The following is a 26,388-nucleotide window of genomic DNA, read 5'->3' on the forward strand; positions in this document are numbered from 1 at the left end:
CATGCTCCGCGTGCCATGAAAATTGCCCTCATCACCGATCTTCACGCCAACGCTCAGGCCTTTTCGGCCGTGCTTGAGCATGCACAGGCCAACGGCGCCACCGACTACGCTTTGCTGGGCGACTTTGTCGGCTACGGAGGGGACCCCGGCTGGGTGCTGAACAAGGTCATGGAGTTGGTCGCCGCTGGCGCTGTCGCGGTGCGCGGCAACCATGATGTCGCTGTGACTCAGGGCACGGCGCCCAACATGCGCGAGGAGGCTCGCAAGGCCGTCGAATGGACCCACGCGCGGCTGGACAGCCGGCAGCTGGCTTTTCTCTCCGAGTTGCCGCTGACCGTGAGCCGCGAAGATCGTCTGTTCGTACATGCCAATGCCTACGATCCAGCCGGCTGGGACTACATCCAAGGCCGCATCGAGGCCATGCGGAGCTTGCATGCCACGCAGGCCCGCTTTACTTTTTGCGGCCATATGCATGAGCCGATGCTGTACCACCTCTCGGGTACCGGCAAGGCAGGCGAGTTCACTCCGGCTGCCGATGTGACGATCCCGCTCTTGCCCAACCGGCAATGGCTGGTGATCCCGGGCTCCTGCGGGCAGCCGCGTGACGGCAACCCAGCCGCCTGCTACGCCCTGTTTGACAGCATCAGCGCCGAGCTGAGCTTTCAACGCGTGCCTTATGACGTCGAAGCCGCCGCCGCGAGCATTCGGGCAGCGGGCTTGCCTGAGCGCTTGGCGCTGCGACTGCTACAGGGCGAGTAGGATCAACGGTGCCAGGTCTTGCCCCCTGCTGCGCCTGTTTCGCCCCCTGACCAGGAATCTACCCATGCCTCAATCGGATGCCGGCCCCCTCAGCACGTTGTTGCCTCCTCCCGCCGCGTTGGAGCCCGGCTTGGAGCTGGACGGTTTTCGACTGGAGGAGCGTCTGCACCAAGGCGGCATGGCCAATCTATGGGGTATCACTCGGATCGAACCTCGGCCGGACGAGGCATTCCCTTTGATCATGAAAGTGCCGCGCATCAAGGGTGGTGAAGACCCCGCCACCATTGTTGGCTTCGAGGTCGAACAGATGCTGATGCCGGCCCTCAAAGGCCCGCATGTTCCCAAGTTCGTGGCTCGCGGTGACTGGACACGCCAAGCCTATATCGTGATGGAGCGGATTGAGGGACAGTCCTTGCGCCCACGCCTCGACGAGGCGCCCCTGCCGTTGGACGAGGTCATCGACATCGGCATCAAGGTCGCCACCGCCCTGCAGGATTTGCACCGTCAGCATGTGGTGCACCTCGACATCAAGCCCAGCAACATCATGTTCCGCCCCGACGGCACAGCGGTGCTGGTGGACTTTGGCTTGTCGCGGCACGACCATCTGCCCGACCTGCTGGAGGAAGAGTTCTCGCTGCCGATGGGCACCGGGCCCTATATGTCGCCCGAGCAGGTGCAGTTTGTGCGCAATGATCCACGCAGCGATTTGTTTGCGCTGGGCGTGATGCTCTATCACCTGTCCACCGGCGAGCGTCCTTTCGGTCAGCCCTCATCGGTGCGCGGCCTGCGTCGACGACTGTATGTCGAGCCGGTGCCGCCGCTTGCGATCGATGCCGAGTTGCCACCATGGTTTCAAGAGATCGTGCTGCATTGCCTGGAGGTCAAGCCGGAGCGCCGCTATCAAAGCGCTGCCCAACTGGCCCTGGATCTGCAGCAACCCGAGGGGGTCACACTGACCGCGCGGGCCAGAAAGGTCAACACCAGTGGCAGCTTGAAGACACTCAAGCGCTGGTTCTTCGCCCTCGGCGCCGAGCCGACCCTGCAGGCGACAGCCACCGAGCAGGTCGCGCGCAGCCCCATCATCATGGCAGCGGTCGACATCCAGCACGCCACCCCCGCCCTACTGGAACAGTTGCGCGATACCGTGCGCCGCATCGTCCAGACCGAGCCGGGCGCACGCTTGGCTTGCGTCAGCGTGATGAAGACCAACCGCATCGGCATGGATGAGTTGACCGATAAAGAAGGGAAAAGTGTGCACGTCAAGCAATTGATCGCGCTGCGCCACTGGGCCCGCCCGATCAGCCGCGCGCTGAACCTGGAAGACGGACGCCTGACCTTTCATGTGCTGGAGGCCCCCGACGCGGCCGCCGCCATCATCGAGTTCGCCGGCAAGAACGGCGCCGACCACATCGTCATGGGCGCGCGCGGCGCGTCGACCTTGCGTCGCTACTTGGGCAGCGTCTCCGCCCAGGTGGTGACCCAGTCGAGCTGCAGCGTCACCGTGGTGCGTGAAGCCAGCCGAACCCAATAAAGGCCGATCGATGAGCGACTCTGACAACCCTTGTGTGCGCTGTGGCGCCTGTTGCGCCAGCTTTCGTGTCGATTTCGCACGCCAAGAACTACTGAGCCAAGGCGGCTGTGTGCCGGATGGCCTGACCGTCGACTTGAACGACAGTCTGGCCCGCATGCGCGGCACCGACCATGCCCAGCCTCGCTGCGCTGCGCTAACCGGCCAGGTCGGCGTCAAGGCCGCTTGCGGCATCTACGAATGGCGCCCGGCGCCCTGCCGCGAATTTGGCTTGCGCGCGCCCATGGGCATTGGCGACGAGGCATGCACGCGCGCCCGCGCTCGACACGGCTTGGTGCCTCTGAGCTAAAGAAAGTGCGGCAGGCTGGGCCCACGCTTGGCCCGAGGAATCGACGCGCCTATGGGGCTAGCAAGGCCAAATCCAGGACCCAAAGCCCAAGAGCCAAGAGCCAGCGATGGCCCAGCCAATCACGGGTAAGGCGAGCGTTTCAGTTTGAGCAAATCCAGCTTTGCGCTGTAACGTTCTCGGTCTTGCACCGTGGTGCTGTTGTCCTTGGCCAAGCTCATCTGCTGGCGGGCTGCGGCCCAATCGCCGAGTCCGACATTGGCCAAGGCCGACCAGAAATGGAACTCATGAAAATAGGCCGAACGCTCGATCTCCTTGGCAAACAGCTGCTTGGCCAGGGCGAAGTCGCCCGACTTCATCGCCTCAACACCCAGATTGAAGTACTTGAAGGGTGGAAAAGGCTGCAACTCCGCCAGGCGCTTGGCGACGACCTGCGCCTCTTGGGTGCGCCCCAAATCACCCATCAACAGCACCAGGTTTGACATCGCCTGCGTGTTGGCGGGCTCTTCCCACAAGACGTGGCGCAGCGCCGGCTCGCCGAGATCGGAGTGGCCTTTGCGGCGGTAGATCACCGCCAGGGTGTTGTAAGCAGCCAGTTGCTTGGGGTCCACCTGGATCGCTTCGCGGGCCCACCAATAGGCCTCATCCACCTGCCCCAACTTCAGGCTCTCGGCAGCGCGGTTGTTCAGGAACAAGGCCATGACGGCCTGCTCACTGATCTCGCGGGAGAACTGCCTCTTGCCGCGCTCGGGGGGCAAGAAGTCCACCGTCATCATTTCATTGCCCAGCGTGGCACCCTGCCCCTCCGCCATGCGCCGCCCCAGTCCCAAGTTCACATGGCCGGACAGGAGATACAGGTCGGAGCTGCGGCTCCAAACCTCATCCACATAGACGCTTTGATAACGCACGGGCACCCCCATGCGCTTGGCAAAAGCCCCGGTCATGATGACCAGCGACAAGCAGTTGCCACGGCGCTCGGCGAAAGCCTGCGCGGCGTCTCGGGTCACGCTGTCGTCGTACTCCAGTTGCAACAAGCTCTTGTTGTAGAGCGCATCCAGCAAGCCTTGGCGCGCCCCTTTGTTGCGCGAATGCCGTGCGATGTCGAATTCCAGATACTCCTCCATCGCCGGACTGAGCGCAAAGATGCGGGACGGATCGATCGGTTCCGTCGGCGGCTTGAAGAGCTCATCGCGGAACAGTTGCACGGGGGCGCTGACAAGCGGGCTCGGACCCGCAGCACAAGCAGCCAAGAGAAGACTCAGCAACAAACTGGTCAAGGATGTGCACCCAGCTCTCATGGCAACTCCTGGCAGTGGATGTCACTCCAGCCCCGGCCTTCCAGCAATGGTGTCGAGTGCGGGAGTTGTCTCGATCCTACTGCTGAGTCGCCGCCGCCGCCATATGCCGATCGACACCCTTTTCCCGCCGCTCATCACATGCAGCGCTGGGCCCTCGCTTCAGGGCTGCTTGGGCATCGGCTGCACCAGCACCATGGCGGTTCGCGCCGGCACGCTCAAGGCCAACCCATCCGCCGCCCAGCGCACATCACGAAGCGGGCGTTTGTCCGCGGCTCCTGCAGCCCGGTGCACCGGATGCAAAACCCAGCCGGCCGGCAAATCGCGCGGCAAACTCAGCCACTCCGCCTGGGGGGAAACATTGATGAGATAAAGCAGCCGCGCGAAGCCGGCGCCAGCCATGCCCTGCCCCTCCAACAAGCCCGCCACCAAGCGGGGATTCTGCGTTGGGCCGGTATTCAAGAAACGCAAGCGCTGCATCACCTCTTCAGCACTACGCAGGCGAAACAAAGTGGAACTGGCCCGAATCTTCAAGAGGTCGCGGAAAGCATCTCGGCTCCAGCTCAACTCGGCCGGTCCCGGCTTGATGGACGCATCGCTCAAGGGCTCACGCAGTCGCGCGTAGAAGGCACCGTTGTCCGGCTTGGGCGGCAGACCACTGCCAAAGAAGTTGTCTTGATAGGACCAATCCAGACGATTGAACCAGTCGCCCGAGTCGTAGCTGTTGCGGTCCAGGGACTTGGAGCGCAGCAGGTCTTGCCCGGCGTGAAAGTAAGCCACGCCCTGGCTGAAGGCGGTCAATGCAGCTCCCAGCGCCTGCACCCGCGCCCTATCCTCGCGCGAGGTCTCACGCGGCAGCTTGAGTGCATGGACATCGAACAGGGTCTGGTTGTCATGGTTCTCCACATAATTGACCACCTCACCGGGCTGAGAGACATAGCCTGCCGGCTGATCGCCATAGGCGATCTCCGCCAAGCGGCGCTGCTCGCCACGCCAAGTCTGCAGGGTGTAGTCCCGCAGCGAGCCGGCCAGCCCGACGCGAATCAGGTCTGCAGCCTGCATCAAGTCAGATAGCGGCCTTTGCGGCGCCAAAGCATTGGGCGCATACACCAAGCCATTCAGCCAGCCCTGGTTCCGAATGCTTGCATCACCGCTGTCCCCTGCACTGCCGCCGCGCGCCGCATCCCGCCCACGGTCACTGAAGGTGCCGATCCCCGAGCCGTTCAGCGACAGCTGCGAGGCCTGCACAAAACGGGCACCGTTGGCCACCTCGCCAAAGTTCCAGCCCTCGCCAATCAACTGCACCGGCTGCCCCGCCGCGGCATTGACCCTTGTCTGCAGCGTCTCCATCACCGTGCGCGGCTGATGCCCCATCAGGTCGAAGCGGAAGGAGTCAATGCGGTATTCCCGCGCCCACAAGGCCGCCGAATCGATCATCAGCTTGGCCATCATCAGATGCTCGGTGGCGGTGTTGTCGCAGCAAGTCGAACGCTCTACTGCCCCTTGAGCATCCAGGCGCTGGTAATAGCCCGGCACGATGCGATCCAACACCGATTGCGGATGCTGCCCGGCCGCGGCCGTGTGGTTGTAGACCACGTCCATGCCGACCCGCAGCCCTTCCCTGTGCAGCGCCTGCACCATCTGGCGCAACTCCAGAATGCGACGCGCGCCGTCACTGGCATCGCTGGCGTAACTGCCTTCCGGCGCATTGAAATGAAAGGGGTCATAGCCCCAGTTGAAGCAGTCCTGGGCCGCCACCGCCATCACGGCCGCTTGCTGAACCTCACTGTCGGCCGCCGCCGGGGGCACCACCGGTGTCACACAGCCGGATTCGGGCACCGAGGCCAGATCAAAAATGGGCAGCAGATGGACATCGGTCAGCCCCGCCGCAGACAAAGCCCGCAGATGCCGCATGCCGCGAGATTGCCGCTCGGTAAAGGCCAGATACTTGCCGCGGCGGGCCGCACTGACCGATTCGTCGTTGATGGAGAAATCGCGCACATGCAGCTCGTAAATGACCATATCGGTCTGCGCCTTGACCCGCTGCGGGCGCCGCGTCTGGTCCCAGCCCGCGGGCTTCAAGGCAGCATCGCTGAGATCCGCCACATAGCTGCGCTTCGAGTCGGTGGTCAGGCTGACCGAATAGGGATCGGTCACCCGGTTGCGAACCAGGCCGACACCCGACACCCACACATCGACCAGATAGCTGTAGTACTGGCCCCTCAAAGAGGTCGCAAGCTCTAACTGCCAAACGCCACTGAGATCATCTCTGCTCAGCGGCTGAGGCGCCACAGCAGCAGGACTGTGACCGCTCGGGTAGCGGCACAGCGCAAGCGACTGGGCTGTCGGCGCCCAAAGCTTGAAGCGGGTCGCGCCGGGTACAGCCCGGCGCTGGGTGCCAGGGGCTGGGCTGAGCGTCACCCCCAGTTCCTCATGCTGCTGCGCTGCCGCGTACAAATCATCCAAAGCGCCGGGGGCTTGCACCGCGGTGCTGGCCAGGACGCGCCCAGCTCCGTCTTCCTGAACCAGCAAGACCTGACCCCGAAGCCAATGTGCAATTTCCCGGCCCAGCTCTTGAGGCAGTTGCAGCCGGGGGCCTTCGCCAATGAACTTGAAGCGCGACTGCACCTCGGCCGGCAAGGTCTGATCGAAGGGGAGCAAGCTCATATGCGCATCAGCGCCCTGCACGGCCTGCCCTGGGCGCGCCTGCAGCTTGCCCTGGCTTGAAAAGTAGAGCTTGTAGTGCAGATCGACGGCATCCGCAGCAGCCACGCCGGGCCATTGAATCCAGCGGGCATTCAACCAGTAGGCACGCGCTTGCGTGCTCGGCATCGCCGCCGCCTGCAAAAGCCGTTGCGGCTCGGGGCGATTGCAATCTTCCAACGTGTAGGCATAGGCTGAAGTCGCTGACCAAGGCGCATCAACGGCTGCGGCCCGAGCCTGCATGGCAGGCAAGCAGGCCAGGCCTAGCAGTGGCCACAGCACACCCTGCCACCGCCCTCTTGCCGCCGCCGTCAAGACCTCTTGATTTTGCTCGAACCGCACCATCTTGCCCCCTTCAATCAAGGCAAAGATAGTAGCAAAACTACACCACAATGGTTCACAGGTATTCCATAAGCCCCACGATTCACCTAATCTTAGAAACAAAACACAAAGTGCAAGGTAATTTTGCTACACGTTATGTCAGAGTTTTTCAAGCATCACGCCACTTGCCTCGGCAGCCTGTTGTTGAGCCTCTCCTGCGGCCTGAACGGGGCCGCCCATGCGAAGGACACTTCAGCGCCCGAACTGAATCACATCGAAGCCAGAACAGCTTTGCGCAGCCCCCTTCCCGCCCACTGGCAGAACGGCGCGTTCATGGAAATCTTTGTGCGCGGCTACCAGGACAGCGATGGCGATGGCATCGGCGATCTGCGCGGCCTGATTCAAAGACTGGACTATCTGCAGGATTTGGGCATTCGGGGCATCTGGCTGATGCCCATCACGGCGAGCGCCGACCGGGATCATGGTTATGCCACCACCGACTTTCGCGCGCTGGAACCCCAGTACGGCAGCCTGGACGACTTTGATGAATTGATTCGCCAAGCGCACCGACGCGGCATCGGCGTCATCATCGACTACATCCTCAACCACAGCGCCGCGCAGCATCCCTTTTTCCAAGCGGCCTTGCACAGCGAAAGCAGCCCCTTTCGCGACTGGTTCGTCTGGCAAGACCCGGCCCCCGTCGGCTGGGACATCTGGGGCAAGAACCCTTGGTATCCGGCCCAAGCGGGCGACTCCAGCCATTACTTCGGCACGTTCGGACCCCACATGCCGGACTTCAATCTGCGCAACCCTGCGGTGGTGGATTACCACCGCAGCAGCCTGCGCTTCTGGCTGAATCGCGGGCTCGATGGCTTCCGGCTCGACGCGGTGCCACACCTGATCGAGAACGACGCGGTGAACTGGAATGACCAAGCCGAAAGCCGCCGCCTGACGAAAGACTTTCAAGACCTGATCAAGCGCTACCCACAGCGCTACACAGTCTGCGAGGCCACCGCCGAACCCAAAGCCTATGCCGCACCCGAGGTCTGCGGCAGCGCCTTTGCCTTCGGGCTGGAGCAGCACATCCTCAAAGCCGCCAAGGGTGAGCCCGCAGCCATTCAGCAAGTGGCGAACTATTTCTTGACGGCCCCACGCAGCATGGCCACCATGCTGGCCAACCATGACATCTTCGCTGGCGAACGAGTCTGGGATCAGATGGCCGGCGATGAGGCGCGCTACAAGCTGGCGGCCGCCACCTATCTGCTCTTGCCGGGCACGCCCTTCATCTACTACGGCGAAGAAATCGGCATGGCCGGCGTCAAGGGTTTGCCGGGCGACGAGCCTTTGCGAGCACCGATGAGCTGGACCCCGCAGATCTCGGGCTTCACCTCGGGTGCCCGCGCCTTCCGGCCCGTTTCGCCCAATGCCGTCACGCACAATGCCCAGGCCCAGCAGCGCGATCCGGCTTCGATTTTGAACTTCTACAAAGCCATGCTGAAGCTCCGCAACAGCCATCCGGCCATCGCCTCAGGCGCTTACGAGCATCCACAGGTGGATGGCCAAACGCTCAGCTTTCAACGCCGCCTGAACCCGCAGGCCCACGATCTGATCGTGATCAATTACGGGGACAGCGCCCGTTCGGTCACCGTGCATCAATTACCCCGTCGCGCCAGCTTGCTCGGCAGCTATCCAAGCGGGCAAGCGGCCTTGCGCACGGATGCAGCTGGCCAGGTCAGCCTGAGCGTGGACGCCCAATCGGTACGCGTATTCCGGGTGAAGCGATAGCCTGGCGCCACATGGCAAGCGAGCAGCAACTCAAGCCTGCCGGTCCCTCAAACCGGCCATTTTCTGCAACAGGGGCTTGACCATGGGCGTGGTCAGCATGGTGCTGGCCACCGCCATCAAGAGCAAGGCGGTGAAGGTCTCGCTGGTGATGATCTGCTTGTCCAGCAAGATGTTGGCGAAGATGATCATGATCAGCGCCTTGGTCTGCAAGAGCCAACCAATCAAGCGCGCCTCCCCCCTGGGCCAAGCCAGAATTCGGCCCGCCAGATGCACGCCGATCAGTTTGCCGGCCACCGAGGCCAACAGCAGCCAGGCGGCGGCGATGAACACGGCCGCCCCACCCACACTCCACTGCGTACGCAAGCCGGTGCTGAGGAAGAACACCGGCATGATGACCAGCAAAACATGGTGGCGCAGACCATCAAGTTGCTTCTGATCGAACCAATCGGCATCCATGATGGCGCCCGCCAAGAAGGCGCCCACCATGTAGTGAAGGCCCGCCCAGTCGGCCCCGAGGGCGCAGGCCGCCAGCCAGATCAGGCCGACAAACCAACGGTCACTCTGAGGCAAGCGCTTCATCAACCAACGGAACGCCAGGCCAATCAAGACAAAGCTGGCCATAAAGGCTGCTTGGCGGCCCACCCGATGCCAGTCCATCAGGATCAGGGCCAACACGGCCCAAATGGCCACGTCATCCACGCTGGCATAACGCAAAACCCGCTGACCCAAGGGCCGCCGCAGGATGTCGAGCTTCTCCATCAGCAGGATCAGGATCGGCAGCGCCGTCACCGAGCAGGCCATGCCCACGCCCAGCACAAACTGCCAGTCCAAGGCCTTAGGCCCGACCCAAGCCGCCCCCACGGCTGAACTCAGCATCACCAAGGCCGCAGCACAACCCAAGAGCAGCGGCGCAGCGAGCGCCAAGCCCGCCGTGATACCACTCTCGCGTCGGTGCTGCCAGGCCGCCTTCAGGTCCAGCTCAATGCCCGCGATCCAGACGAACAGCATCACCGCCCACCAGGCCACGCCATTGAGGGACTGAATCACCGCCGGGTTGAAAACGAATTGGTAGTAGGCCGGGAAGATGGCCCCCAGCACGCCGGGGCCGAGCAAGATGCCGGTGACGATCTGCACCACGACCAAGGGCGCGAAATACTCGGTGCGACCGAGCCGCCAAATGAGATAGGGCACGCTGAGGATGATCAGCATGGCAATCAAGAAAATCTCGGTCGTGTTCATCACAGGCTCAGATCGACAATGAAAAAGGGCGACACCGGCCAACACCGGCATCGCCCTTGGCTACAAAACTGCGCGGATTATCAGCGCGGCAATTGCATCATCGCCATTGGGGCTCTCCCGCTCGCAGCGGTGATCAAAGCCAGCACCCGAGTCGGTTCTGCACCCACCATGTCCCAGCTGAAGCGCCAGCCCCAGTTGCCGCCCAACACCCCCGGCACATTCATGCGGTGAGCGCTGCCCAGGCCCAAGACGTCTTGCAGCGGGAACACCGCCATATTCGCCACCGAGTTGCAGCAAGCACGGATCATGGCCCAGTGCACATCGTGCGCGCCGCAAGCCAAGTAAGAGCCCGCGAACGAGCGCTCTTGCGGCGAGGCGCTGTCCCACCAGCCGCGCACCGTGTCGTTGTCATGGGTGCCGGTGTAGGCCACGCAGTTGCGCGGCCACATATGCGGCAGGAACTCATGGTCGGCCACCGCACCCTGCGCCACTTGCGCGCCGTCCACGCCGAAGGCGAACTGCAAAATCTTCATGCCCGGGAAGCCGCAGCCATCACGCAGCGCATGCACATCTTCGGTAATGAAACCCAGGTCTTCGGCCACGATGGGCAGCTGACCCAGGGCCTTTTCAATCGCGTCAAACAAGGCCTTGCCGGGGCCGGTGCGCCATTGGCCCTGGCGTGCATCCGGGCTGCTGCCGGGGATCTCAAAGTAGCCGGCAAAGCCGCGGAAATGATCGATGCGAAACACATCGGCCTGGCTCAAGGCGCGCTTGACCCGAGCCGTCCACCAGGCGTAGTTCTCATCCGCCATACGGGCCCAGTTGTACAAGGGGTTACCCCAGCGCTGGCCGGCCACCGACATCGCATCCGGCGGCACGCCGGCGACCACCGCGGTCTGGAACTGATCGTCAAGCTCATACAGGTCCGGCCGGCTCCAGCAATCCGCGCTGTCATGCGCCACGAAGATCGGCAAGTCGCCCATCAGCGCCACGCCCTTGCTGTTGGCGTAAGCCTTCAGGGCCGCGCTTTGCACATCGAACTGCCACTGCACAAACTGCCAGAAGCGATATTCCTCGGCATGCGTCACTCGCGCTTGCGCCAAGGCTGCGGGCTCACGTCGAGCCAAGGCTGGCGCCCAAGTCCACCAAGCTTGGCCGCCCAGCGGCGAGCGGATGGCCATGAACAAGGCATAGTCATCCAGCCAGCTGGCCTGCTCCGCGCACCAGGCGGCAAAAGCCTCTTGATCGGCCACGCTGGCTTTGGCGAAGAAGCCTGCCGCCGCTGCGCGCAGCTGCTTTTCCCGCCAAGGCAAGACCTGGCCGTAGTTCACCTGCTTGGCGTCAAAGCCAGCCAAGTCAGCGGCGCTCGGCGCGGCCAGCCAACCCTTGGCGACCAGCGGCTCCAGGGCCACCATCCACTGGCTGCCCGCAAAAGCCGAGACGCCTTGGTAAGGGCTGTCGCCGGGGCCGATGGGCGTGGTCGGCAGCAATTGCCAGATCTTTTGGCCGGCCGAGGCCAGCCAATCGACAAAGTGAAAGGCCTCGGGCCCGAAATCACCCATGCCATGCGGGCCAGGCAGCGAAGTGATGTGCAAGAGCACACCGGCGGAGCGTTGATTGAGGTTCATCGTCTCAGAGCTTTCTTCTCAAACATGGCGCAGCACCAAGAGGCTGCGCGCGGGAACATTCAGGTGGGTGACTACGGGTGAATCAGACTGAACCGTCGGATCAGGCAGCAAGTCGCCACTGCTGTCTAAAACCAGGCGCCAAGCCCCCAGGCTAAATGAAAAAGCCTGAGCCTCGGGCTCGGGGTTGAACAAGACCATCAGTCGCGGCGCAGCGGCCGCCTCTGCGGGCTTGCGCACTTCAAAAAATACCGCAGCAAAGGCCGACTGCGAGGCATCAAACCAGTCATGCTGCTGCATTTCCGCACCGCGCGGCGAGAACCAGCGCAAGCTGGGCGCCGAGGCCTGCGCCGCGTCTGCAGAAGCAGCGGCAAACCACTGCTCATGTCGCAGCAAGGGCTCGGCGCGGCGCAGCGCCAGCAGCGAGGCGACAAAGGCTTGAGTGTCGCTTTCAGCCTGCGCCCAGTCCAGCCAGGTGATGGCATTGTCTTGGCAGTAGGCATTGTTATTGCCGCCTTGGCTGTTGCCGATCTCGTCACCGGCGCAGAGCATGGGCGTACCCTGGGCCAGAGCCAAGGTGGCCAGCATGGCGCGGCGCACCCGCAGGCGGGTGGCGCGAATGGCGGCGTCTTCACTCGGACCCTCATGGCCGAAGTTGGCGCAGAGTTCGCCGTCGCGGCCGTCGCGGTTGTTCTCGCCATTGGCATGGTTGTGCTTGGTGGAATAGCTCACCACATCGGCCAGCACATAACCGTCATGCACAGAGACAAAGTTCACCGAAGCGGTGGGCCGACGCGAGCCATGGTGGAACAAGTCGCTGGAGGCCATGAAGCGCCGCGCCAACTCGCCGCGGCTGACGCTGGGCTGATGCGAGCGCAGCCAATAGCAGCGCACCGCGTCGCGGAACTTGTCGTTCCAATCCAAAAAGCGCCCAGGGAAGCGGCCGACTTGGTAGCCCTCATGGCCGGCGTCCCAGGGCTCGGAGATCAAATGCACCTGGGCCAAGACTGGGTCTTGGCGCAAAGCGGTGAAGAAAGCGGCCTGCGGGTCAAAGCCATGGTGCGTGCGCCCCAGCACCGGCGCCAGATCGAAGCGGAAGCCGTCCACGCCCATCTCGCTGACCCAGTAACGCAGCGAGTCCAGCACCAGTTGGGCCACGCGCGGATTCGCGCAGTTCAAGGTGTTGCCGCAAGCGCTGACGTTTTCATAACGGCTTTTATCGTCAGACACCAAACGGTAGTAGCTGCGGTTGTCCAGGCCCCTGAAGCTCAGCGTGGGGCCAAACTCATTGCCCTCGGGCGTGTGGTTGTAGACCACATCCAGCACCACCTCCAGGCCTTGGGCATGCAGCTCGCGCACCATGGCGCGGAACTCCTCGCGCACGGCCGCCGGATCTTCGCGGTGCGCGCGCTGCGCCAAACGCGGGTCCGGGCTGAAAAATCCCAGCGTGTTGTAACCCCAGTAATTCGGCTTGCCCAGATCGGCCAGATGCGGCTCGTCGATATGAAAGTGCACCGGCAGCAAAGACAAGGTCGTCACGCCCAAGGCCTTGAAATGCGCCACCGAGGCCGGATGCGCGAGGCCAGCGTAGCTGCCGCGCAGCGCCTCGGGCACCGCCGGCAAGGCTTGAGAAAAGCCCTTCACATGCACTTCGTAAAGCACCAAATCAGCGGTGGCATGACGCGGCGCATTCAAGCGCGGGCTGCTGTCGGCGGGCAAGGCTTGCGCCACCCTCGCCTTCAGCGCTTGCAAGGCGTTGTCGCGGGTGTCGAAAGAGCGCGGCCCATCCGGATGGCCCAGCTCATAGCCATGTTGCTCGGGCGCCCAGGCGAAGTGGCCGACGATCTCGCGGGCATAGGGGTCGAGCAAGAGCTTGTGGGCATTGAAGCGATGTCCATGCTCGGGGCTGTACGGCCCATGGGCACGCAGACCGTAAACCAGGCCCGCACCCAAGCCGGGTAGAAAGCCGTGGAAGACCCCGTCATCCGGCCCCTGCAAGGCATAGCGGCGCAGCTCGCGCTGGCCCGAGCCATCAAAAATGCACAAGTCGATGGCGGTGGCCGATTCGGAGAAGACGGCGAAGTTCACGCCGCCGTCGCGCGGCGTGGCGCCTAAGGGTTCATGGCGACCCGGCGCCAGTGAAGCAGGCAAAAGTGAATCGGTGGGCATGGTCAGAGATTCAAAGCAGTAGGCATCAAGAAGAGACAAGCAAGCGGCGGCAGATTCAGGCTGATGGACTGAGCATGACCCTGCGCGGCCACCGATTCGGGCCGCAAGACCTGATCCAGATTGCCCAGATTGCTGCCGCCATAGTGGGCGGAGTCGGTGTTCAAAACTTCTTTCCAGCCCTGGCCCGGCGTCAGAGGCACACCCAGGCGGTAGCCGATACGCGGCACCGGCGTGAAGTTGCAAACCACCAGCACCGGCGCCGCGGAATCTTCTCCGTGTTGTTCATCCTTGCGCAACCAGGCCAACACCGATTGCTCGGCGTCGCTGGCTTCCAGCCATTCAAAGCCAGCAGCCTCGCAGTCGAGCCGATGCAAGGCCGGCTGCGCGCGGTAGAGCTGGTTGAGGTCTCGAATCAGGCGCTGCACGCCGGCGTGGCGCGGGTCGTCCAGCAAGGCCCAGGGCAGCTCGGCGTCGTGATTCCATTCGCTGCTCTGCGCGAACTCCTGGCCCATGAACAGCAGCTTCTTGCCGGGGTGGCCCCACATAAAGCCGTAGTAGGCGCGCAAACTTGCAAACTGCTGCCACTGGCTGGCGTCGTCCGCCGGGCCGCGCATCTTGCCCAGCATAGAGCCCTTGCCATGCACCACCTCGTCGTGCGAGATCGGCAGCACAAAGTTCTCGCTGAAGGCATAGACCAGGCCAAACGTCATCTTGTCATGATGCCAGCGCCGATGAATCGGGTCCTCCTGCATATAGCGCAGGGTGTCGTTCATCCAGCCCATATTCCATTTGTAATGAAAGCCCAGGCCGCCCGCCGAGGTCGGCGCCGACACGCCGGGGAAGCTGGTCGACTCCTCCGCCACAGTGATGGCGCCCGGCGCATCCAGGCCGAGCTGCTCATTGATGCGCTGCATCAGCGAGATGGCCTCCAGGTTGTGATTGCCGCCATGCACATTCGGCAGCCACTCCCCGGCCGGGCGCGAATAGTCGCGGTACAGCATCGAGGCCACCGCATCGACCCGCAGCCCGTCCACGCCCCAGCGCTCGGCCCAGTAGAGGGCATTGCCCGCCAGGAGCTGCCGCACCTGCGGCTGGGCAAAGTTGTAGATCAGCGTGTTCCAGTCGCGATGAAAGCCCTCGCGCGGATCGGCGTGTTCAAACAGCGGCGTGCCGTCAAAGCGTGCCAGGCCATGGGCGTCGCTGGGGAAATGCGCCGGCACCCAGTCCAGCAGCAGGCCCAAGCCGCGCTGATGGCAGGCCTGCACAAAACGCGCAAAGCCCTCGGGCGGGCCGAAGCGCGCACTCGGCGCAAACAAGCCCAGGGTTTGATAGCCCCAGGAGCCATCAAAAGGATGCTCGCTGATGGGCATCAGCTGCACATGGGTAAAGCCCAGGTCCGCCGCATAGGCAGGCAGCTCGGCCGCGAGTTCATCCCATGTCGGGAACTGCGCGGCGCCGCGCCGCCAGGAGGCGGCATGCACCTCGTAAATGGACACCGGCGCCCGGCGCGCGTTCGCCTGCGCGCGCTCGGCCGGCAGGCGCTGTGGGGGATTCAAGGGCGCAGCCACGATGCTGGCCGTCTCGGGTCGCAGCTGGGCGGCGCGGGCATAGGGGTCGGCCTTCAGCGGCAAGAGTTCACCCGCCGGGCCTAGCAACTCGAACTTGTAGAGATCGCCCACGGCCGCCTGCGGCACAAAGATCTCCCACACACCCGCCTCATGGCGCTTGCGCATCGGGTGGCGGCGGCCGTCCCAGGCATTGAAGCGACCAACCACGCTGACCCGCTGCGCATGCGGCGCCCAAACAGCAAAGCGCACACCGGCCACCTCACCGCCGGCATCGGTCTGCGTCAGCGGATGCGCGCCCAGCAGCTCGAAGGGGCGCGGATGCTGGCCTTGAGCAAAGAGATGCAGATCCAGCTCTGCCAATTGCGGGCCGAAGGCATAGGCGTCTGCAAGGATCTGCTCCGCATGATCGGCCGACCAGCGCACCGCCAGTCGATAGTCAAAACGCTTGCGACGGCGCCCCATGGGCGCTTCGAACAAGCCTTCGGCATGACGAAGCTTCAAGGCCGCGACCGGCTTGCCGCTGGTGGCGTCGATCACCTCGACCGACAAGGCACCCGGCAAGAAGGCGCGCAGCCACAAACGGCCAGACGCATCGGCATGCAGACCCAAGACCGAGAAGGGATCTGCGTGCCGCGCCGCCAACAGCGCATCGACTTCGGCCGGGCTCAACATGGGTTCAGGCGCGCGGCTGATTCAGGCCCAAGCTCTTCACGGACCAGACCCGCTCCACATACTCGGCGATGGTGCGGTCGCTGGAGAAGTCGCCCATGCCGGCCACATTCAAGACCGCACGCTGCAGCCAAGCCTCCGGCTGGCGATAGAGCGCGTCCACCTCGGCCTGCTTGTCCACATAGGCGGCAAAGTCGGCCATCAGCAGGTAGACGTCGCGATTCAAAAGCATCTCGGTCAGCGCGCGATAACGCTGCGCATCACCGGATGAGAACTCGCCGTTGGCAATGCTCTGGATGACGCGCTGCAGCTGCGCGTTTTGCTCCACATACAGGCGCGGGTCGTAGCCCAAGGCCAAGACCCGCGCCACCGCTTCGGTGCGCAGGCCGAAGACAAACATATTCTCCACGCCCATGGCCTGGGCCATCTCGATATTGGCGCCGTCCCAAGTGCCGATGGTCAGCGCGCCGTTCAGCGCGAACTTCATATTGCCGGTGCCGGAGGCCTCGGTGCCGGCGGTGGAAATCTGCTCCGACAAATCAGCCGCAGGAATGATCACCTCGGCCAGCGAGACGCCGTAGTTCGGCAGATAGACCAGCTTGAGCTTGTCGCCCACACGCGGGTCGCTGTTGACCACGCGCGCCACATCATGAGCCAGCTGAATGATGGACTTGGCGGTGACATAGGCCGAGGCCGCCTTGCCCGCGATGATGACGGTGCGCGGCACCCAGGGCTTGCCGTCCACGCCATCCGGATTGGCAACAATGGCCTGGTAGCGCGCCACCACATGCAAGATATTGAGCAGCTGGCGCTTGTACTCGTGGATGCGCTTGATTTGCACATCGAAGAGACTGTCCACATTCACCTGAATGCCCAGCTCACGGCGGATCAAGTCCGCCAGTCGCTGCTTGTTGGCGCGCTTGACAGCCTTGAATTGCTGCTGGAAGGCGGCGTCCGACGCCGCCGGCGTCAGCTGACGCAGCTCCGCCAAATCCTGGCGCCAGCCCTGGCCGATGCGTGCATCCAAGAGGCTGGCCAGCTGCGGGTTCGCCTGGGCCAACCAGCGACGCGGCGTCACACCATTGGTGACGTTATGGAAACGGTCCGGGAAGATGGCGGCGTAGTCAGCAAAAATGGTTTGCACCATCAGCTCGGAGTGCAGCGCGGCCACGCCGTTGACGCGGTGCGAAGCCACGATGGACAAGGCCGCCATGCGCACGCGGCGCTCGCCTCCATATTGCTGCCCCTCATCGATCAAAGACACACGCGACAGCAGCCCATCGTCGCCGGGGAACTTGACGCGAACCTCGGCCAGGAAGCGGCTGTTGATCTCGTAAATGATTTCCAAGTGACGCGGCAGCAAGGCTTCGAACATGCGCACCGGCCAAGTCTCCAGCGCCTCGGGCATCAAGGTGTGATTGGTGTAGGACACCGCCTGACGGGTGATGGTCCAGGCATCATCCCAGCCCAAGCCCTGCTCATCCATCAAGAGACGCATCAGCTCAGCCGGCGCCAGCGCCGGGTGGGTGTCGTTCAAATGAATGGCATTGGCCAAGCCCAGGCCTTGCAGGCTGCCGGCCTCGCGCAGATGGCGCGCAATCACGTCTTGCAAGGATGCGCTGACCAAGAAGGCCTCTTGCTTCAGGCGCAACTCGCGGCCGGCTTCGCTGCTGTCGTCGGGGTACAAAACCCAATTCAAGGCATCGGCAGTAACGCGGTGGCGGGCTGCGGCGGCATAGTCGCCTTGGCAGAAGGCCTTGAAATCAATCGGCTGGGCCGCGCTGGCATGCCATTGGCGCAGGGTCGAGACCCGCTGGCTGTGATGCGCTGGCACGATGAAGTCATAGGCCTGGGCTTCCAACATTTCGCTGGGCAACCAGCGGCGCTGGCCCCCCTCGTCCACCTGCACCCGGCCACCGAAGCCGACGCTGTAGCGCACCTCAGCGCGCGGCACCTCCCAAGGCGCGCCATGGCGCATCCAGTCGTCGGGCGCCTCCACCTGGCGGCCGTCTTGAATCGCCTGGGCAAACATGCCGTACTGGTAACGCAGGCCGTAGCCAAAGGACGGCAGACCCAGTTCCGCGAATGAATCCAAGAAGCAAGCAGCCAAGCGGCCCAAGCCGCCATTGCCCAGCGCCGCATCGGGCTCGCGCTCCAGCACCTGGCCGAGGCTTTGGCCTTGAGCCGACAAGACGCGGCTCAAGTCGGCTTCCAGGCCCAGCGCCGCCAAGGCGTTAGAAAGAGCCCGGCCCATCAAGAACTCCATCGACAGATAGTGCACCCGCCGCACCGGATGCGCGCTGCCACGGGCCGCATCTTCGGCCTGGGTTTGCGCCCAACGCTCGGCCAGCAGCGAGCGCGCGGCCGTGGCCGCTGCACGCAAGGCCAACGCAGCGGATGCGCCGGCCTGCGGCTGCGCCGCTTGCGCCAGCTCGCGCTGGTAGGCCGACTCAAACTGCGCCACCAGGGCTTGATGGGAGGCTGAAGAATCCGGAGCGGAGCGAGGAGCTTGATTCATGGCCGTGGCTGGTTTTTTTGCAAAGACATTGAACATGGTCGGGTGGCCGCAAAAGGCCAAATGGGTCTGCTTGCGACGCATCGTCTGTCGCTTGATGCAAAGTATCGCCCAGTCTTTGCAATTTGTGTAGTTTGACTACATATGGAAAGCCCTGAATTTTTGATTCACCCATGTCTTTTGGGCTTTTCAAGCCACAACTTGGGTGTTAATGCTGTTGTTGAACTACATTTTCAACGGTATATTGCCTACAAATATGGCGCCAAAGCCCACCCAGGGTCGACAGCGCTGCACCCAGAATCACCAGCACACAAACAAACAGACGAAGTCGCGGCAAGCAGCGCCTTCGCACGGAGACCGATGTGGCAGATGTTCAGCTGAGCGGCGTGGCCAAGGCTTATGGCGACGTCAAGATCCTGCATGGGATCGACCTTGAAATCCGCGACGGCGAGTTCATGGTCTTTGTCGGCCCCTCGGGCTGTGGCAAGTCCACCCTCTTGCGCACCATTGCCGGCCTGGAAGAAATCACCGGCGGCGAGCTGCGCATCGGCGGCCGCCTGGTCAATGAAGTGCCGCCGGCCGAGCGCGGCATTGCCATGGTGTTTCAGAGTTATGCGCTCTACCCGCATATGAATCTGTACGACAACATGGCCTTCGGCCTGAAGCTGGCCAAGGTGCCGCCGGCCGAGATCGACGCCGCCGTGAAGAGCGCGGCCAAGATCTTGCACATCGAACATCTGCTGGACCGCAAGCCCAAAGACCTGTCCGGCGGCCAACGCCAGCGCGTGGCGATTGGCCGCGCCATCGTGCGCAAGCCCGAGGTGTTTTTGTTCGACGAGCCGCTCTCCAATCTGGACGCCGCGCTGCGGGTGCGCATGCGCTATGAGTTCGCGAAGCTGCATGAAGACTTGAAGACCACCATGGTCTACGTCACCCACGACCAGGTGGAGGCGATGACGCTGGCGGACCGCATTGTGGTCTTGTCGGCCGGCAAGATCGAGCAGGTCGGTACGCCCCTGGAGCTGTACGAGCACCCGATCAATCTGTTTGTGGCCGGCTTCATCGGCTCGCCCAAGATGAACTTCTTGCAGGCCGAGTTGGTCGAAGCCAGCGCCGAAGGCGCCAGCCTGCGCCTGGCCAGCGGCGCGGTGGTGCGCGCCGCCGTCAACGCCGCGCGCGGCAAGCCCGGAGACAAAGTCACTTTGGGCCTGCGGCCTGAGCATTTTGTGGTCGGCGGCGAGATCAACCCGATTCAGTGCACGGTGACTTTTGTCGAGTCGCTGGGCAGCGCCACCCATGCTTACTGCGCCTACCCCGGCGTGGAAGATGCGCTCACCTGCGAGTTCGACGGCCGCACCCGCATCAAGGCCGGCCAAGACATTCGCCTGAGCATGCCGCCCGAGGCCTGCTATGTGTTCGATGCGGCGGGCCTGGCCTTCACCCGCCTGGCCGGGGTGCCGGCATGAGGCCCACGCAACTTGGAGCGGCGCTGCTGCTGAGCCTGGGCGCCAGTTGGGCAGCGCACGCCGCCACACCGCACAAGTTGCTGGTCTGGATCAATGGCGACAAGGCCTACAACGGCTTGCAAAAAGTCGGCAATGCCTTTGAGCAAGCCTCCGGCGTCAAGGTGGTGGTCGAGCACCCGGTAGACGCCACCGACAAGTTCCAACAAGCCGCCGGCGCCGGCAAAGGCCCCGACATTTTTTGCTGGCCGCATGACCGCGTCGGCGAATGGGCCAAGTCCGGCCTGCTAACGCCCTTGCGCCCCAGCAAAAAGCTCTATGCCGAAGTGGAAGAAACAGCCTGGAAGGCCTTTGCCTACCAGGGCAAGCTCTGGGGCTACCCCATCGCCATCGAAACCACCGGCCTGATTTACAACAAAGCCCTGGTGCCCAAGCCCCCGGCCAGCTTTGAAGAGTTGATCGCCCTGGACAAGAAGCTGCAAGCCGAATCCGGCGGCCGCAAGCACGCGGTTTTGTGGGACTACAACAAGAGCTTTTTCAGCTGGTCGCTCTTGGCCGGCGCGGGCGGGCAGATCTTTGGTCGCGATGCCAAGGGCGAGTTTGATGCCGGCCAGGTGGGCGTCAACAATGCCGGCGCTCTGGCCGGCGCCGAGATGATTGCGCGGCTTTTGCAAGGCGGCCATATGCCCAAGGGCGCCCGCTACGCCGAGATGGAAAGCGGCTTCGCCAAAGGCGAGGTGGCGATGATGATCTCCGGCCCCTGGGCTTGGGAGAACGCCAAAAAGGCCAAGATCGACTTCGGCGTGGCGCCGATTCCGGCCGTGGTCGCGGGCAAGCCCTCCAAGCCTTTTGTCGGCGTGCTCGGCTGCATGATCGCCGCCCCCAGCCAGCAAAAAGACATCGCCCGCGAGTTCATCGAGAACCATTTGATGCGACCCGAGGCCTTGAAGGTGCTGGACGCCGATGTGCCCATCGGCGTGCCCGCCAACAAGGCCTTCTACGCCGAGTTGTCGGTCAACCCCCTGATCCGCGCCAGCATGGAGAACGCGCGCCTGGGCGAAGCCATCCCCAACATCCCCGAGGTGGGGCGTTTCTGGACCGCCATGGACGCGGCCCTGGAGGCCATCACCAACGGCTTGCAAAGCCCCAAAGACGCACTGGACGGCGCCGCCGCCCGCATGCTGCTGAACAAGTGATGATGAAGAAGCCAAACTCATGAGTGCAAGCCATTCACCCTCTTTGGGTTCCTCAGCGTCCTTGGGCGCATTGAGCGCCTACAGCAAGCTGCCCGCCACGCCGCTGGAGCGCATCGCACGGCAGCTGCGCTGGCCCCTGACCGGCCTGGCCATGCTGGCCTCGCTCTATCTGGTCTTCATGATCTATGCCGCCGGCCAAGCCGCCTGGGCCATGGGCGTGCTGGCCTTGCTGTCCGCTGCGTTCTACGTTTATGTCAGCAACGCCGGTTTTGCCTACCGCTACCTCTTCCCCGGCATTGCGGGCATGTTGGTCTTCATCGCCTTTCCGCTGATCTACACCGCGCAGATTGGCTTCACCAACTACTCCTCGGCGCATTTGCTGAGCCAAGAGCGGGTGCGCGAGTATTTGCTGGACCAGCATGAAGCGGTGCAAGCGCAGATCCAGCCCTTTACCTTGCATGCCGATGGCCCCGAGTTCCGCCTGGTGCTGCGCAACGAGGACGGCGCCCCCAGCTGGATCTCGCCGCCACTGGCCCTGAAGCCCTCCAAGGCCGAACTCCCCGTGGAGATGCTCAGTGCCACGCAGGCCAATCAATCGCCCAATCAAAGCTTTGCCGCCCCGCTGCAAAGCGCCCTCTCCTTGCGCGACTTGATCCAGCACCGCGAGGCCTTGATGCGGCTGAAGCTGCAACTGCCGCCCGAAGAAGGCCGCAGCGCCGCCGAGCGCGAGCTGCGCTATCTGGGCCTGCGTGAGTTCGGGCCGATCACCCGCCATTGGCAGGCCCAAGCCGATGGCAGCCTGACGCGCTTGAGTGATCAAACCGTCTTCAGCCCCAATCTGAAAACCGGCTACTTCGAGAGCGCCGCCGGCGAGGTGCAACAGCCCGGCTTCAAGGTCACGGTGGGCTGGGAGAACTACCGCCGCATGGTGATGGACGCCGAGTTCCGCGGCCCCTTCCTCTCGATCTTCAGCTGGACGATGATGTTCTCGGCCTTGACGGTGGCGATTGCCACTGCGGTAGGCATGCTGCTGGCGGTGATGCTGAACTGGGAGGACCTGAAGTTCCGCACCACCTACCGCACGCTCTTGTTCTTGCCTTATGCAGTGCCGGGCTTTATTTCCATCCTGGTCTTCAAGGGTCTGTTCAACCAGAACTTCGGCGAGATCAATGCCATTTTGGATGCGCTCTTTGGCGTCAAGCCCGCTTGGTTTGCCGACCCGCTGCTGGCCAAGGTGATGCTGCTGATCGTCAACGTTTGGCTGGGCTACCCCTACATCATGATTTTGTGCGCCGGCCTTTTGAAGTCGATTCCATCGGACTTGTACGAGGCCTCGGCGATTGCCGGCGCCGGGCCGCTGACCAATTTCTTCAAGATCACCGCGCCCTTGATCATCAAGCCGCTGGCGCCGCTCTTGGTCAGCGCCTTCGCCTTCAACTTCAATAACTTTGTCTTGATCGCGCTGCTGACCGATGGCCGGCCCGACTACCTGAGCACCAAGATTCCCGCCGGCCAGACCGACATCCTGGTGTCTTACACCTACCGCATCGCCTTCAAGGATTCGGGCTCGGACTTTGGTCTTGCAGCGGCGATCTCGACGCTGATCTTCTTCCTGGTCGCGGCCATGTCGCTGATCAATCTACGCTTGATGAAAAAAGCACAGTCCAACTGATTGAGGAACGAGAGAACACCATGGCAATCGTTCGAGGCAAACAAGCACGTTGGCGAATCTGGGCGGCGCATGCGCTGATGTGGGTGTTTCTGGCGCTGACGCTGTTCCCGCTGCTGGCCATCGTCAGCATCTCGCTGCGGCCCGGCAACTTCGCCACCGGCAGCATCATTCCCACGCAAATCAGCCTGGAGCATTGGCAACTGGCCTTGGGCATCCCTTACCAAGCGGCCGATGGCAGCTTGGTGCAGCCGCCCTTCCCGGTGCTGACCTGGCTGTGGAACTCGATCAAGGTCGCAACCATTTCGGCCTTCTTGATCGTGGCGATTTCCACCACCGCGGCCTACGGCTTTGCGCGCCTGAGGTTCCGCTTCAAGGCGCCCATTCTCAACAGCATGTTGCTGCTGCAAATGTTCCCGCCGGTGCTGGCCTTGGTGGCCATCTACGCCATCTTCGAGACGATTGGCAACTTCATCCCGGCACTCGGCATCGAGACGCATGGCGGCCTGGTGCTGGCGTACTTGGGCGGCGTGGCCACGCATATCTGGACCATCAAGGGCTACTTTGAAACCATTCCGGTCGAGATCGAGGAATGCGCCAAAGTCGATGGCGCCAGCCATTGGCAGGCCTTCCGCCGGGTGCTGCTGCCGATGGCGGTGCCGATTCTGATGGTGGTGTTTGTGCTGGCCTTTATCGGCACCATCATCGAGTACCCGGTGGCCTCGGTGCTGCTGCGCGAGGAAGGCAATCTGACCCTGGCCGTGGGCTCCAAATACTTCTTGCACGACCAGCGCTTTTTGTGGGGCGACTTTGCCGCTGCGGCGGTGCTCTCCGGCCTGCCCATCACCCTGGTCTTCTTGCTGGCGCAGCGTTGGATCGTCTCAGGCCTGACGGCCGGCGGTGTGAAGGGCTGATGGAAATGCAGATGACCGACTCCCTTGAGCGTTGGCCGGCTTGGCTGCTCGCAGCCTTGACGCTCGCCGCCCTGAGCCTGGCCCACGCCGAAGAAGCCAAATGCAAACCCAGCCCGCTCGGCGAGCGCGACTTGTTCTTGCGCGGCACCTTCAACAACTGGAGCACCACGGACGAGCACCGCTTTGTCTATGTGTGCAACCGTTATGAGCTGGTCACCAAGATCAGCGGCGAGCAGAGCTTCAAGATCGCCGATGAAGACTGGTCACCCGATGCCGACTTCGGCGGCACGGCCAGCGCCTTAACCTTGAAAGGCGGCGCCTTGAGCGAACGCTTTGGTGGTGGGGTGCAAGTGCTGCTGAGCTTTCCTGACGCAGGGCCCGCTCAACTCAGCGTCAAGCCCTACGCGGGGGAGATCCTCACGCGGGTCGCAGCGCCAACGGTGAGCGAGCCGGTCGCCTTGAGTGCGCGTTTCGACTCCAGGAGGCTGGCCGACAAGTCGCCCTTTGGCGCCATCACGCCCAACACGCCGGTGCACTACGCTTTCAGCGCCCAGCCTGGCGTTGAGAAAGCCACGCTGGTGATCGCCAAGCGCCGGCTGGAAGGCAACCAAGAAGTGCTGAGCTACACCGAGTTGAAGCGCCTGCCCATGGTCAAGTCCAAGCAAGGCAAGCTGGAGCGCTGGAGCGCCAGCCACCGCTTTGACTCGCCCGCCATCTACGGTTATCACTTCGAGCTGCAGATCAAGGGCCAGAGCTTTGTGCTGCACAACAACCGCGATGCGGTGTTCTGGACGCGGGAAAAAGGCAGCATGGGTCCGAGCGAAATCGACCCCATGCCCGCGCCAGCCCAGTCCGACAAAAAGATCCGCCGCTACCGCCAAACCGTCTACGCCAAAGACTTCAAGGTGCCAGCCTGGGCCAAGGACGCGGTCTACTACGCCATCTTCCCCGATCGCTTTCGCAATGGCGACCCGGACAATGACCCACGCCCGGGCCGCGACCGCTACCAAAACCACGATGTCGAGTTCCATCGCAACTGGCTGGACAAGCCCTGGAAGCCGGGCAGCGCCGACGGCTCGGACGAGGTCTACAACAACGATTTCTACGGCGGCGATCTGGCCGGCATCATCGACAAACTCGACTACATCCAGCAGCTCGGCGCCAACACGATTTACATGACGCCGGTCTTCCGCGCCGCCAGCAATCACAAATACGACACCGCCGACTACAGAGAAGTCGACCCCGCTTTTGGCCGCAATGAAGACTTTGTCCGCCTGAGCCAAGAGGCCGCCAAGCGCGGCATCCGCGTCATTCCCGACACCTCGCTGAACCATGTGGGCAGCGACTCACCCTACTTCAACCGCTTTGGCAACTACCCGGCCGGCGGCGCTTTTGACGACGGGCAACTGAACCCCGCATCGGCCTATGCCAGTTGGTTCAAGCTCGACCCCAGCCAAACCAAGCCTGAGGACCAGTACCAAGGCTGGGTGGGCGTCAAGGATCTGCCCGAGATCGACAAGAGCTCACCGTCCTTTCGCCACTTTGCCTATGGCGCGCCGGACTCGGTGATGAAGCTCTGGTTGGACCGCGGTGCCGCCGGTTGGCGCATGGATGTGGCGCCCTGGGTGCCGGACGCCTTCTGGGGCGAGTGGCGCGCCGCCATCAAGGCCCACAAACCCGACGCACTGACGATTGCCGAGACCTGGTTTGACGCCAGCAAGTACTTCCTGGGCGACAGCTTTGACTCGACCATGAATTACATCTTCCGCAACACGGTGCTGGACTTTGCCGCCGGTGGCGACGCCCGCAAGCTCTACCCCAATATCGAGCTGATGCGCGAGGCCTATCCGCCGCAAGCCTTTTACGCGCTGATGAATCTGCTGTCCTCGCATGACCAGGCGCGCGCGCTGCATGCACTGGGCTACCAAGATGAAGGCGACACAGCGGCATTGCAACTGGCCAAACGCCGCTTGCGCCTGGCCGTTTTCTTTCAAATGGTCTTCCCCGGTGGGCCGTCCATTTACTACGGCGACGAGGTGGGCGTGGCCGGCGGCGAGGACCCCTACAACCGCGCACCCTACCCCTGGGCGGACCTGGGTGGACAGCCGGATCTGGCCCTGCTCGCAGACACACAGGCCTTGGTTGCCATGCGCCATGCGCACCCGGTGCTGCGCCACGGCAGCCTCTCAGCCCCGCTGCATCTGGACGCGGAACTGATCGTCCTGGCGCGGCAGAGCGGCAAGCGCGCGGCCCTCACCGCTCTCTACAACGGAACAGATGCCCGCAGCCACAAGCTCAAGCTACCCGCCCAACTGCGCGGATTGCGCTGGAAAGACGCCATCAGCGGCGAGCGCCTCAGAGTCGACCGCCAAGGTCATGTATCGCTGCAAATGGCCCCGTTGGCCGGGCGTGTCTGGGTGAGTGACTGAGGCCACCGGCGCCTGAGGCGCAGACGCTCGTTCTGCTGCGGGAGGCACTGCAACCCGAGCCGCAGTGCGCTTGCATCGCGAACGGCGTGCCCCATGCCCTCGTCCCTGCCGCCCTTTCCGAAGTTGGCTCGGCCCGCCGCCGGGCGATTTGTGCGCGGCCGAGGGCGCAGCGAAGCGGGTCAGGCGCGCGCAGCG

The 26,388-nt window shown here is 63.3% G+C and carries 16 protein-coding genes; 9 read left to right on the forward strand and 7 right to left on the reverse strand.

Features of this window, described 5'->3' with window-relative positions; all coding sequences use genetic code 11:
- The first annotated feature begins 15 nt into the window (after positions 1–15).
- The 3 genes from ACOVRJ_RS13995 to ACOVRJ_RS14005 all read left to right on the forward strand — a co-directional run bounded on the left by ACOVRJ_RS13995 (position 16) and on the right by ACOVRJ_RS14005 (position 2,636).
- Positions 16–759, forward strand: coding sequence for a metallophosphoesterase family protein (locus tag ACOVRJ_RS13995; protein ID WP_422044460.1), 744 nt, complete (start codon positions 16–18; stop codon positions 757–759).
- Positions 760–823: 64 nt separating this feature from the next.
- Positions 824–2,290 (forward strand): serine/threonine protein kinase, encoded by a 1,467-nt coding sequence (locus ACOVRJ_RS14000; RefSeq protein WP_422044461.1) that lies wholly within the window; start codon positions 824–826, stop codon positions 2,288–2,290.
- Positions 2,291–2,300: 10 nt separating this feature from the next.
- Positions 2,301–2,636, forward strand: a complete 336-nt coding sequence (locus ACOVRJ_RS14005; protein WP_422044462.1) for a YkgJ family cysteine cluster protein — start codon at positions 2,301–2,303, stop codon at positions 2,634–2,636.
- Between the two features lie 119 nt (positions 2,637–2,755).
- Here ACOVRJ_RS14005 and ACOVRJ_RS14010 read toward each other — a convergent pair whose 3' ends face one another.
- Together ACOVRJ_RS14010 and ACOVRJ_RS14015 are read right to left on the reverse strand one after the other, a co-directional pair.
- Complete coding sequence (locus ACOVRJ_RS14010) at positions 2,756–3,910, reverse strand: hypothetical protein (protein ID WP_422044463.1); 1,155 nt, start codon at positions 3,908–3,910, stop codon at positions 2,756–2,758.
- A 180-nt stretch (positions 3,911–4,090) separates the two neighbouring features.
- Positions 4,091–6,973 carry an alpha-1,6-glucosidase domain-containing protein gene (locus ACOVRJ_RS14015; RefSeq protein ID WP_422044464.1) on the reverse strand — a complete coding sequence of 961 codons (2,883 nt, stop codon included), beginning with the start codon at positions 6,971–6,973 and terminating at the stop codon, positions 4,091–4,093.
- Between the two features lie 312 nt (positions 6,974–7,285).
- On the opposite strand from ACOVRJ_RS14015, the gene ACOVRJ_RS14020 reads away from it, so the two are divergent.
- Positions 7,286–8,737, forward strand: a complete 1,452-nt coding sequence (locus ACOVRJ_RS14020) for an alpha-amylase family glycosyl hydrolase (RefSeq protein ID WP_422044465.1) — start codon at positions 7,286–7,288, stop codon at positions 8,735–8,737.
- 30 nt (positions 8,738–8,767) lie between these two features.
- Here the strand turns inward: ACOVRJ_RS14020 and ACOVRJ_RS14025 are convergent, their stop codons facing one another.
- The 5 genes from ACOVRJ_RS14025 to ACOVRJ_RS14045 form a co-directional block, all read right to left on the reverse strand.
- Entirely contained in the window at positions 8,768–9,976 is a 1,209-nt protein-coding gene (locus tag ACOVRJ_RS14025; protein WP_422044466.1) for a cation:proton antiporter, read from the reverse strand.
- 80 nt (positions 9,977–10,056) lie between these two features.
- The gene (gene malQ, locus ACOVRJ_RS14030; RefSeq protein ID WP_422044467.1) at positions 10,057–11,604 is read right to left on the reverse strand and encodes a 4-alpha-glucanotransferase; all 1,548 of its coding nucleotides are present in this window, start codon (positions 11,602–11,604) and stop codon (positions 10,057–10,059) included.
- Positions 11,605–11,622: 18 nt separating this feature from the next.
- Entirely contained in the window at positions 11,623–13,770 is a 2,148-nt protein-coding gene (gene glgX, locus ACOVRJ_RS14035) for a glycogen debranching protein GlgX (protein WP_422044468.1), read from the reverse strand.
- Positions 13,771–13,772: 2 nt separating this feature from the next.
- On the reverse strand, positions 13,773–16,010 hold the full coding sequence (gene glgB, locus ACOVRJ_RS14040; RefSeq protein ID WP_422044469.1) for a 1,4-alpha-glucan branching protein GlgB: 2,238 nt from the start codon (positions 16,008–16,010) through the stop codon (positions 13,773–13,775).
- A 4-nt stretch (positions 16,011–16,014) separates the two neighbouring features.
- Entirely contained in the window at positions 16,015–18,525 is a 2,511-nt protein-coding gene (locus tag ACOVRJ_RS14045; RefSeq protein WP_422044470.1) for a glycogen/starch/alpha-glucan phosphorylase, read from the reverse strand.
- Between the two features lie 359 nt (positions 18,526–18,884).
- On the opposite strand from ACOVRJ_RS14045, the gene ACOVRJ_RS14050 reads away from it, so the two are divergent.
- Genes ACOVRJ_RS14050 through ACOVRJ_RS14070 form a run of 5 tightly spaced genes read left to right on the forward strand, consistent with a single transcriptional unit; the run spans position 18,885 to position 26,193 of the window.
- Positions 18,885–19,988, forward strand: coding sequence for an ABC transporter ATP-binding protein (locus tag ACOVRJ_RS14050; protein WP_422044471.1), 1,104 nt, complete (start codon positions 18,885–18,887; stop codon positions 19,986–19,988).
- Positions 19,985–21,181 (forward strand): maltose/maltodextrin ABC transporter substrate-binding protein MalE, encoded by a 1,197-nt coding sequence (malE, locus tag ACOVRJ_RS14055; RefSeq protein ID WP_422044472.1) that lies wholly within the window; start codon positions 19,985–19,987, stop codon positions 21,179–21,181. Before ACOVRJ_RS14050 ends, malE begins: the two co-directional genes overlap by 4 nt.
- Positions 21,182–21,200: 19 nt before the next feature.
- Positions 21,201–22,853, forward strand: coding sequence for a maltose ABC transporter permease MalF (malF, locus tag ACOVRJ_RS14060; protein ID WP_422044473.1), 1,653 nt, complete (start codon positions 21,201–21,203; stop codon positions 22,851–22,853).
- Between the two features lie 20 nt (positions 22,854–22,873).
- Complete coding sequence (gene malG / locus ACOVRJ_RS14065) at positions 22,874–23,764, forward strand: maltose ABC transporter permease MalG (protein ID WP_422044474.1); 891 nt, start codon at positions 22,874–22,876, stop codon at positions 23,762–23,764.
- Positions 23,765–23,775: 11 nt separating this feature from the next.
- Positions 23,776–26,193: a glycoside hydrolase family 13 protein gene (locus ACOVRJ_RS14070; RefSeq protein WP_422044475.1), complete on the forward strand. Its 2,418-nt coding sequence runs from the start codon at positions 23,776–23,778 to the stop codon at positions 26,191–26,193.
- Positions 26,194–26,388: the final 195 nt, after the last annotated feature.

This window comes from Roseateles sp. (assembly GCF_049240545.1).
In the GTDB taxonomy this organism is placed as follows: Bacteria; Pseudomonadota; Gammaproteobacteria; order Burkholderiales; family Burkholderiaceae_C; genus Paucibacter_A.

What these genes read in the sequence shown, in the direction of transcription:
- ACOVRJ_RS14025 (WP_422044466.1), bottom strand. Translation starts at nt 9,976, where the DNA reads ATGAACACGACCGAGATTTTCTTGATTGCCATGCTGATCATCCTCAGC.
- malE (WP_422044472.1), top strand. Translation starts at nt 19,985, where the DNA reads ATGAGGCCCACGCAACTTGGAGCGGCGCTGCTGCTGAGCCTGGGCGCC.
- ACOVRJ_RS14070 (WP_422044475.1), top strand. Translation starts at nt 23,776, where the DNA reads ATGACCGACTCCCTTGAGCGTTGGCCGGCTTGGCTGCTCGCAGCCTTG.
- glgX (WP_422044468.1), bottom strand. Translation starts at nt 13,770, where the DNA reads ATGCCCACCGATTCACTTTTGCCTGCTTCACTGGCGCCGGGTCGCCAT.
- malF (WP_422044473.1), top strand. Translation starts at nt 21,201, where the DNA reads ATGAGTGCAAGCCATTCACCCTCTTTGGGTTCCTCAGCGTCCTTGGGC.
- ACOVRJ_RS14005 (WP_422044462.1), top strand. Translation starts at nt 2,301, where the DNA reads ATGAGCGACTCTGACAACCCTTGTGTGCGCTGTGGCGCCTGTTGCGCC.
- glgB (WP_422044469.1), bottom strand. Translation starts at nt 16,010, where the DNA reads ATGTTGAGCCCGGCCGAAGTCGATGCGCTGTTGGCGGCGCGGCACGCA.
- ACOVRJ_RS13995 (WP_422044460.1), top strand. Translation starts at nt 16, where the DNA reads ATGAAAATTGCCCTCATCACCGATCTTCACGCCAACGCTCAGGCCTTT.
- ACOVRJ_RS14020 (WP_422044465.1), top strand. Translation starts at nt 7,286, where the DNA reads ATGGAAATCTTTGTGCGCGGCTACCAGGACAGCGATGGCGATGGCATC.
- ACOVRJ_RS14045 (WP_422044470.1), bottom strand. Translation starts at nt 18,525, where the DNA reads ATGAATCAAGCTCCTCGCTCCGCTCCGGATTCTTCAGCCTCCCATCAA.
- malG (WP_422044474.1), top strand. Translation starts at nt 22,874, where the DNA reads ATGGCAATCGTTCGAGGCAAACAAGCACGTTGGCGAATCTGGGCGGCG.
- malQ (WP_422044467.1), bottom strand. Translation starts at nt 11,604, where the DNA reads ATGAACCTCAATCAACGCTCCGCCGGTGTGCTCTTGCACATCACTTCG.
- ACOVRJ_RS14000 (WP_422044461.1), top strand. Translation starts at nt 824, where the DNA reads ATGCCTCAATCGGATGCCGGCCCCCTCAGCACGTTGTTGCCTCCTCCC.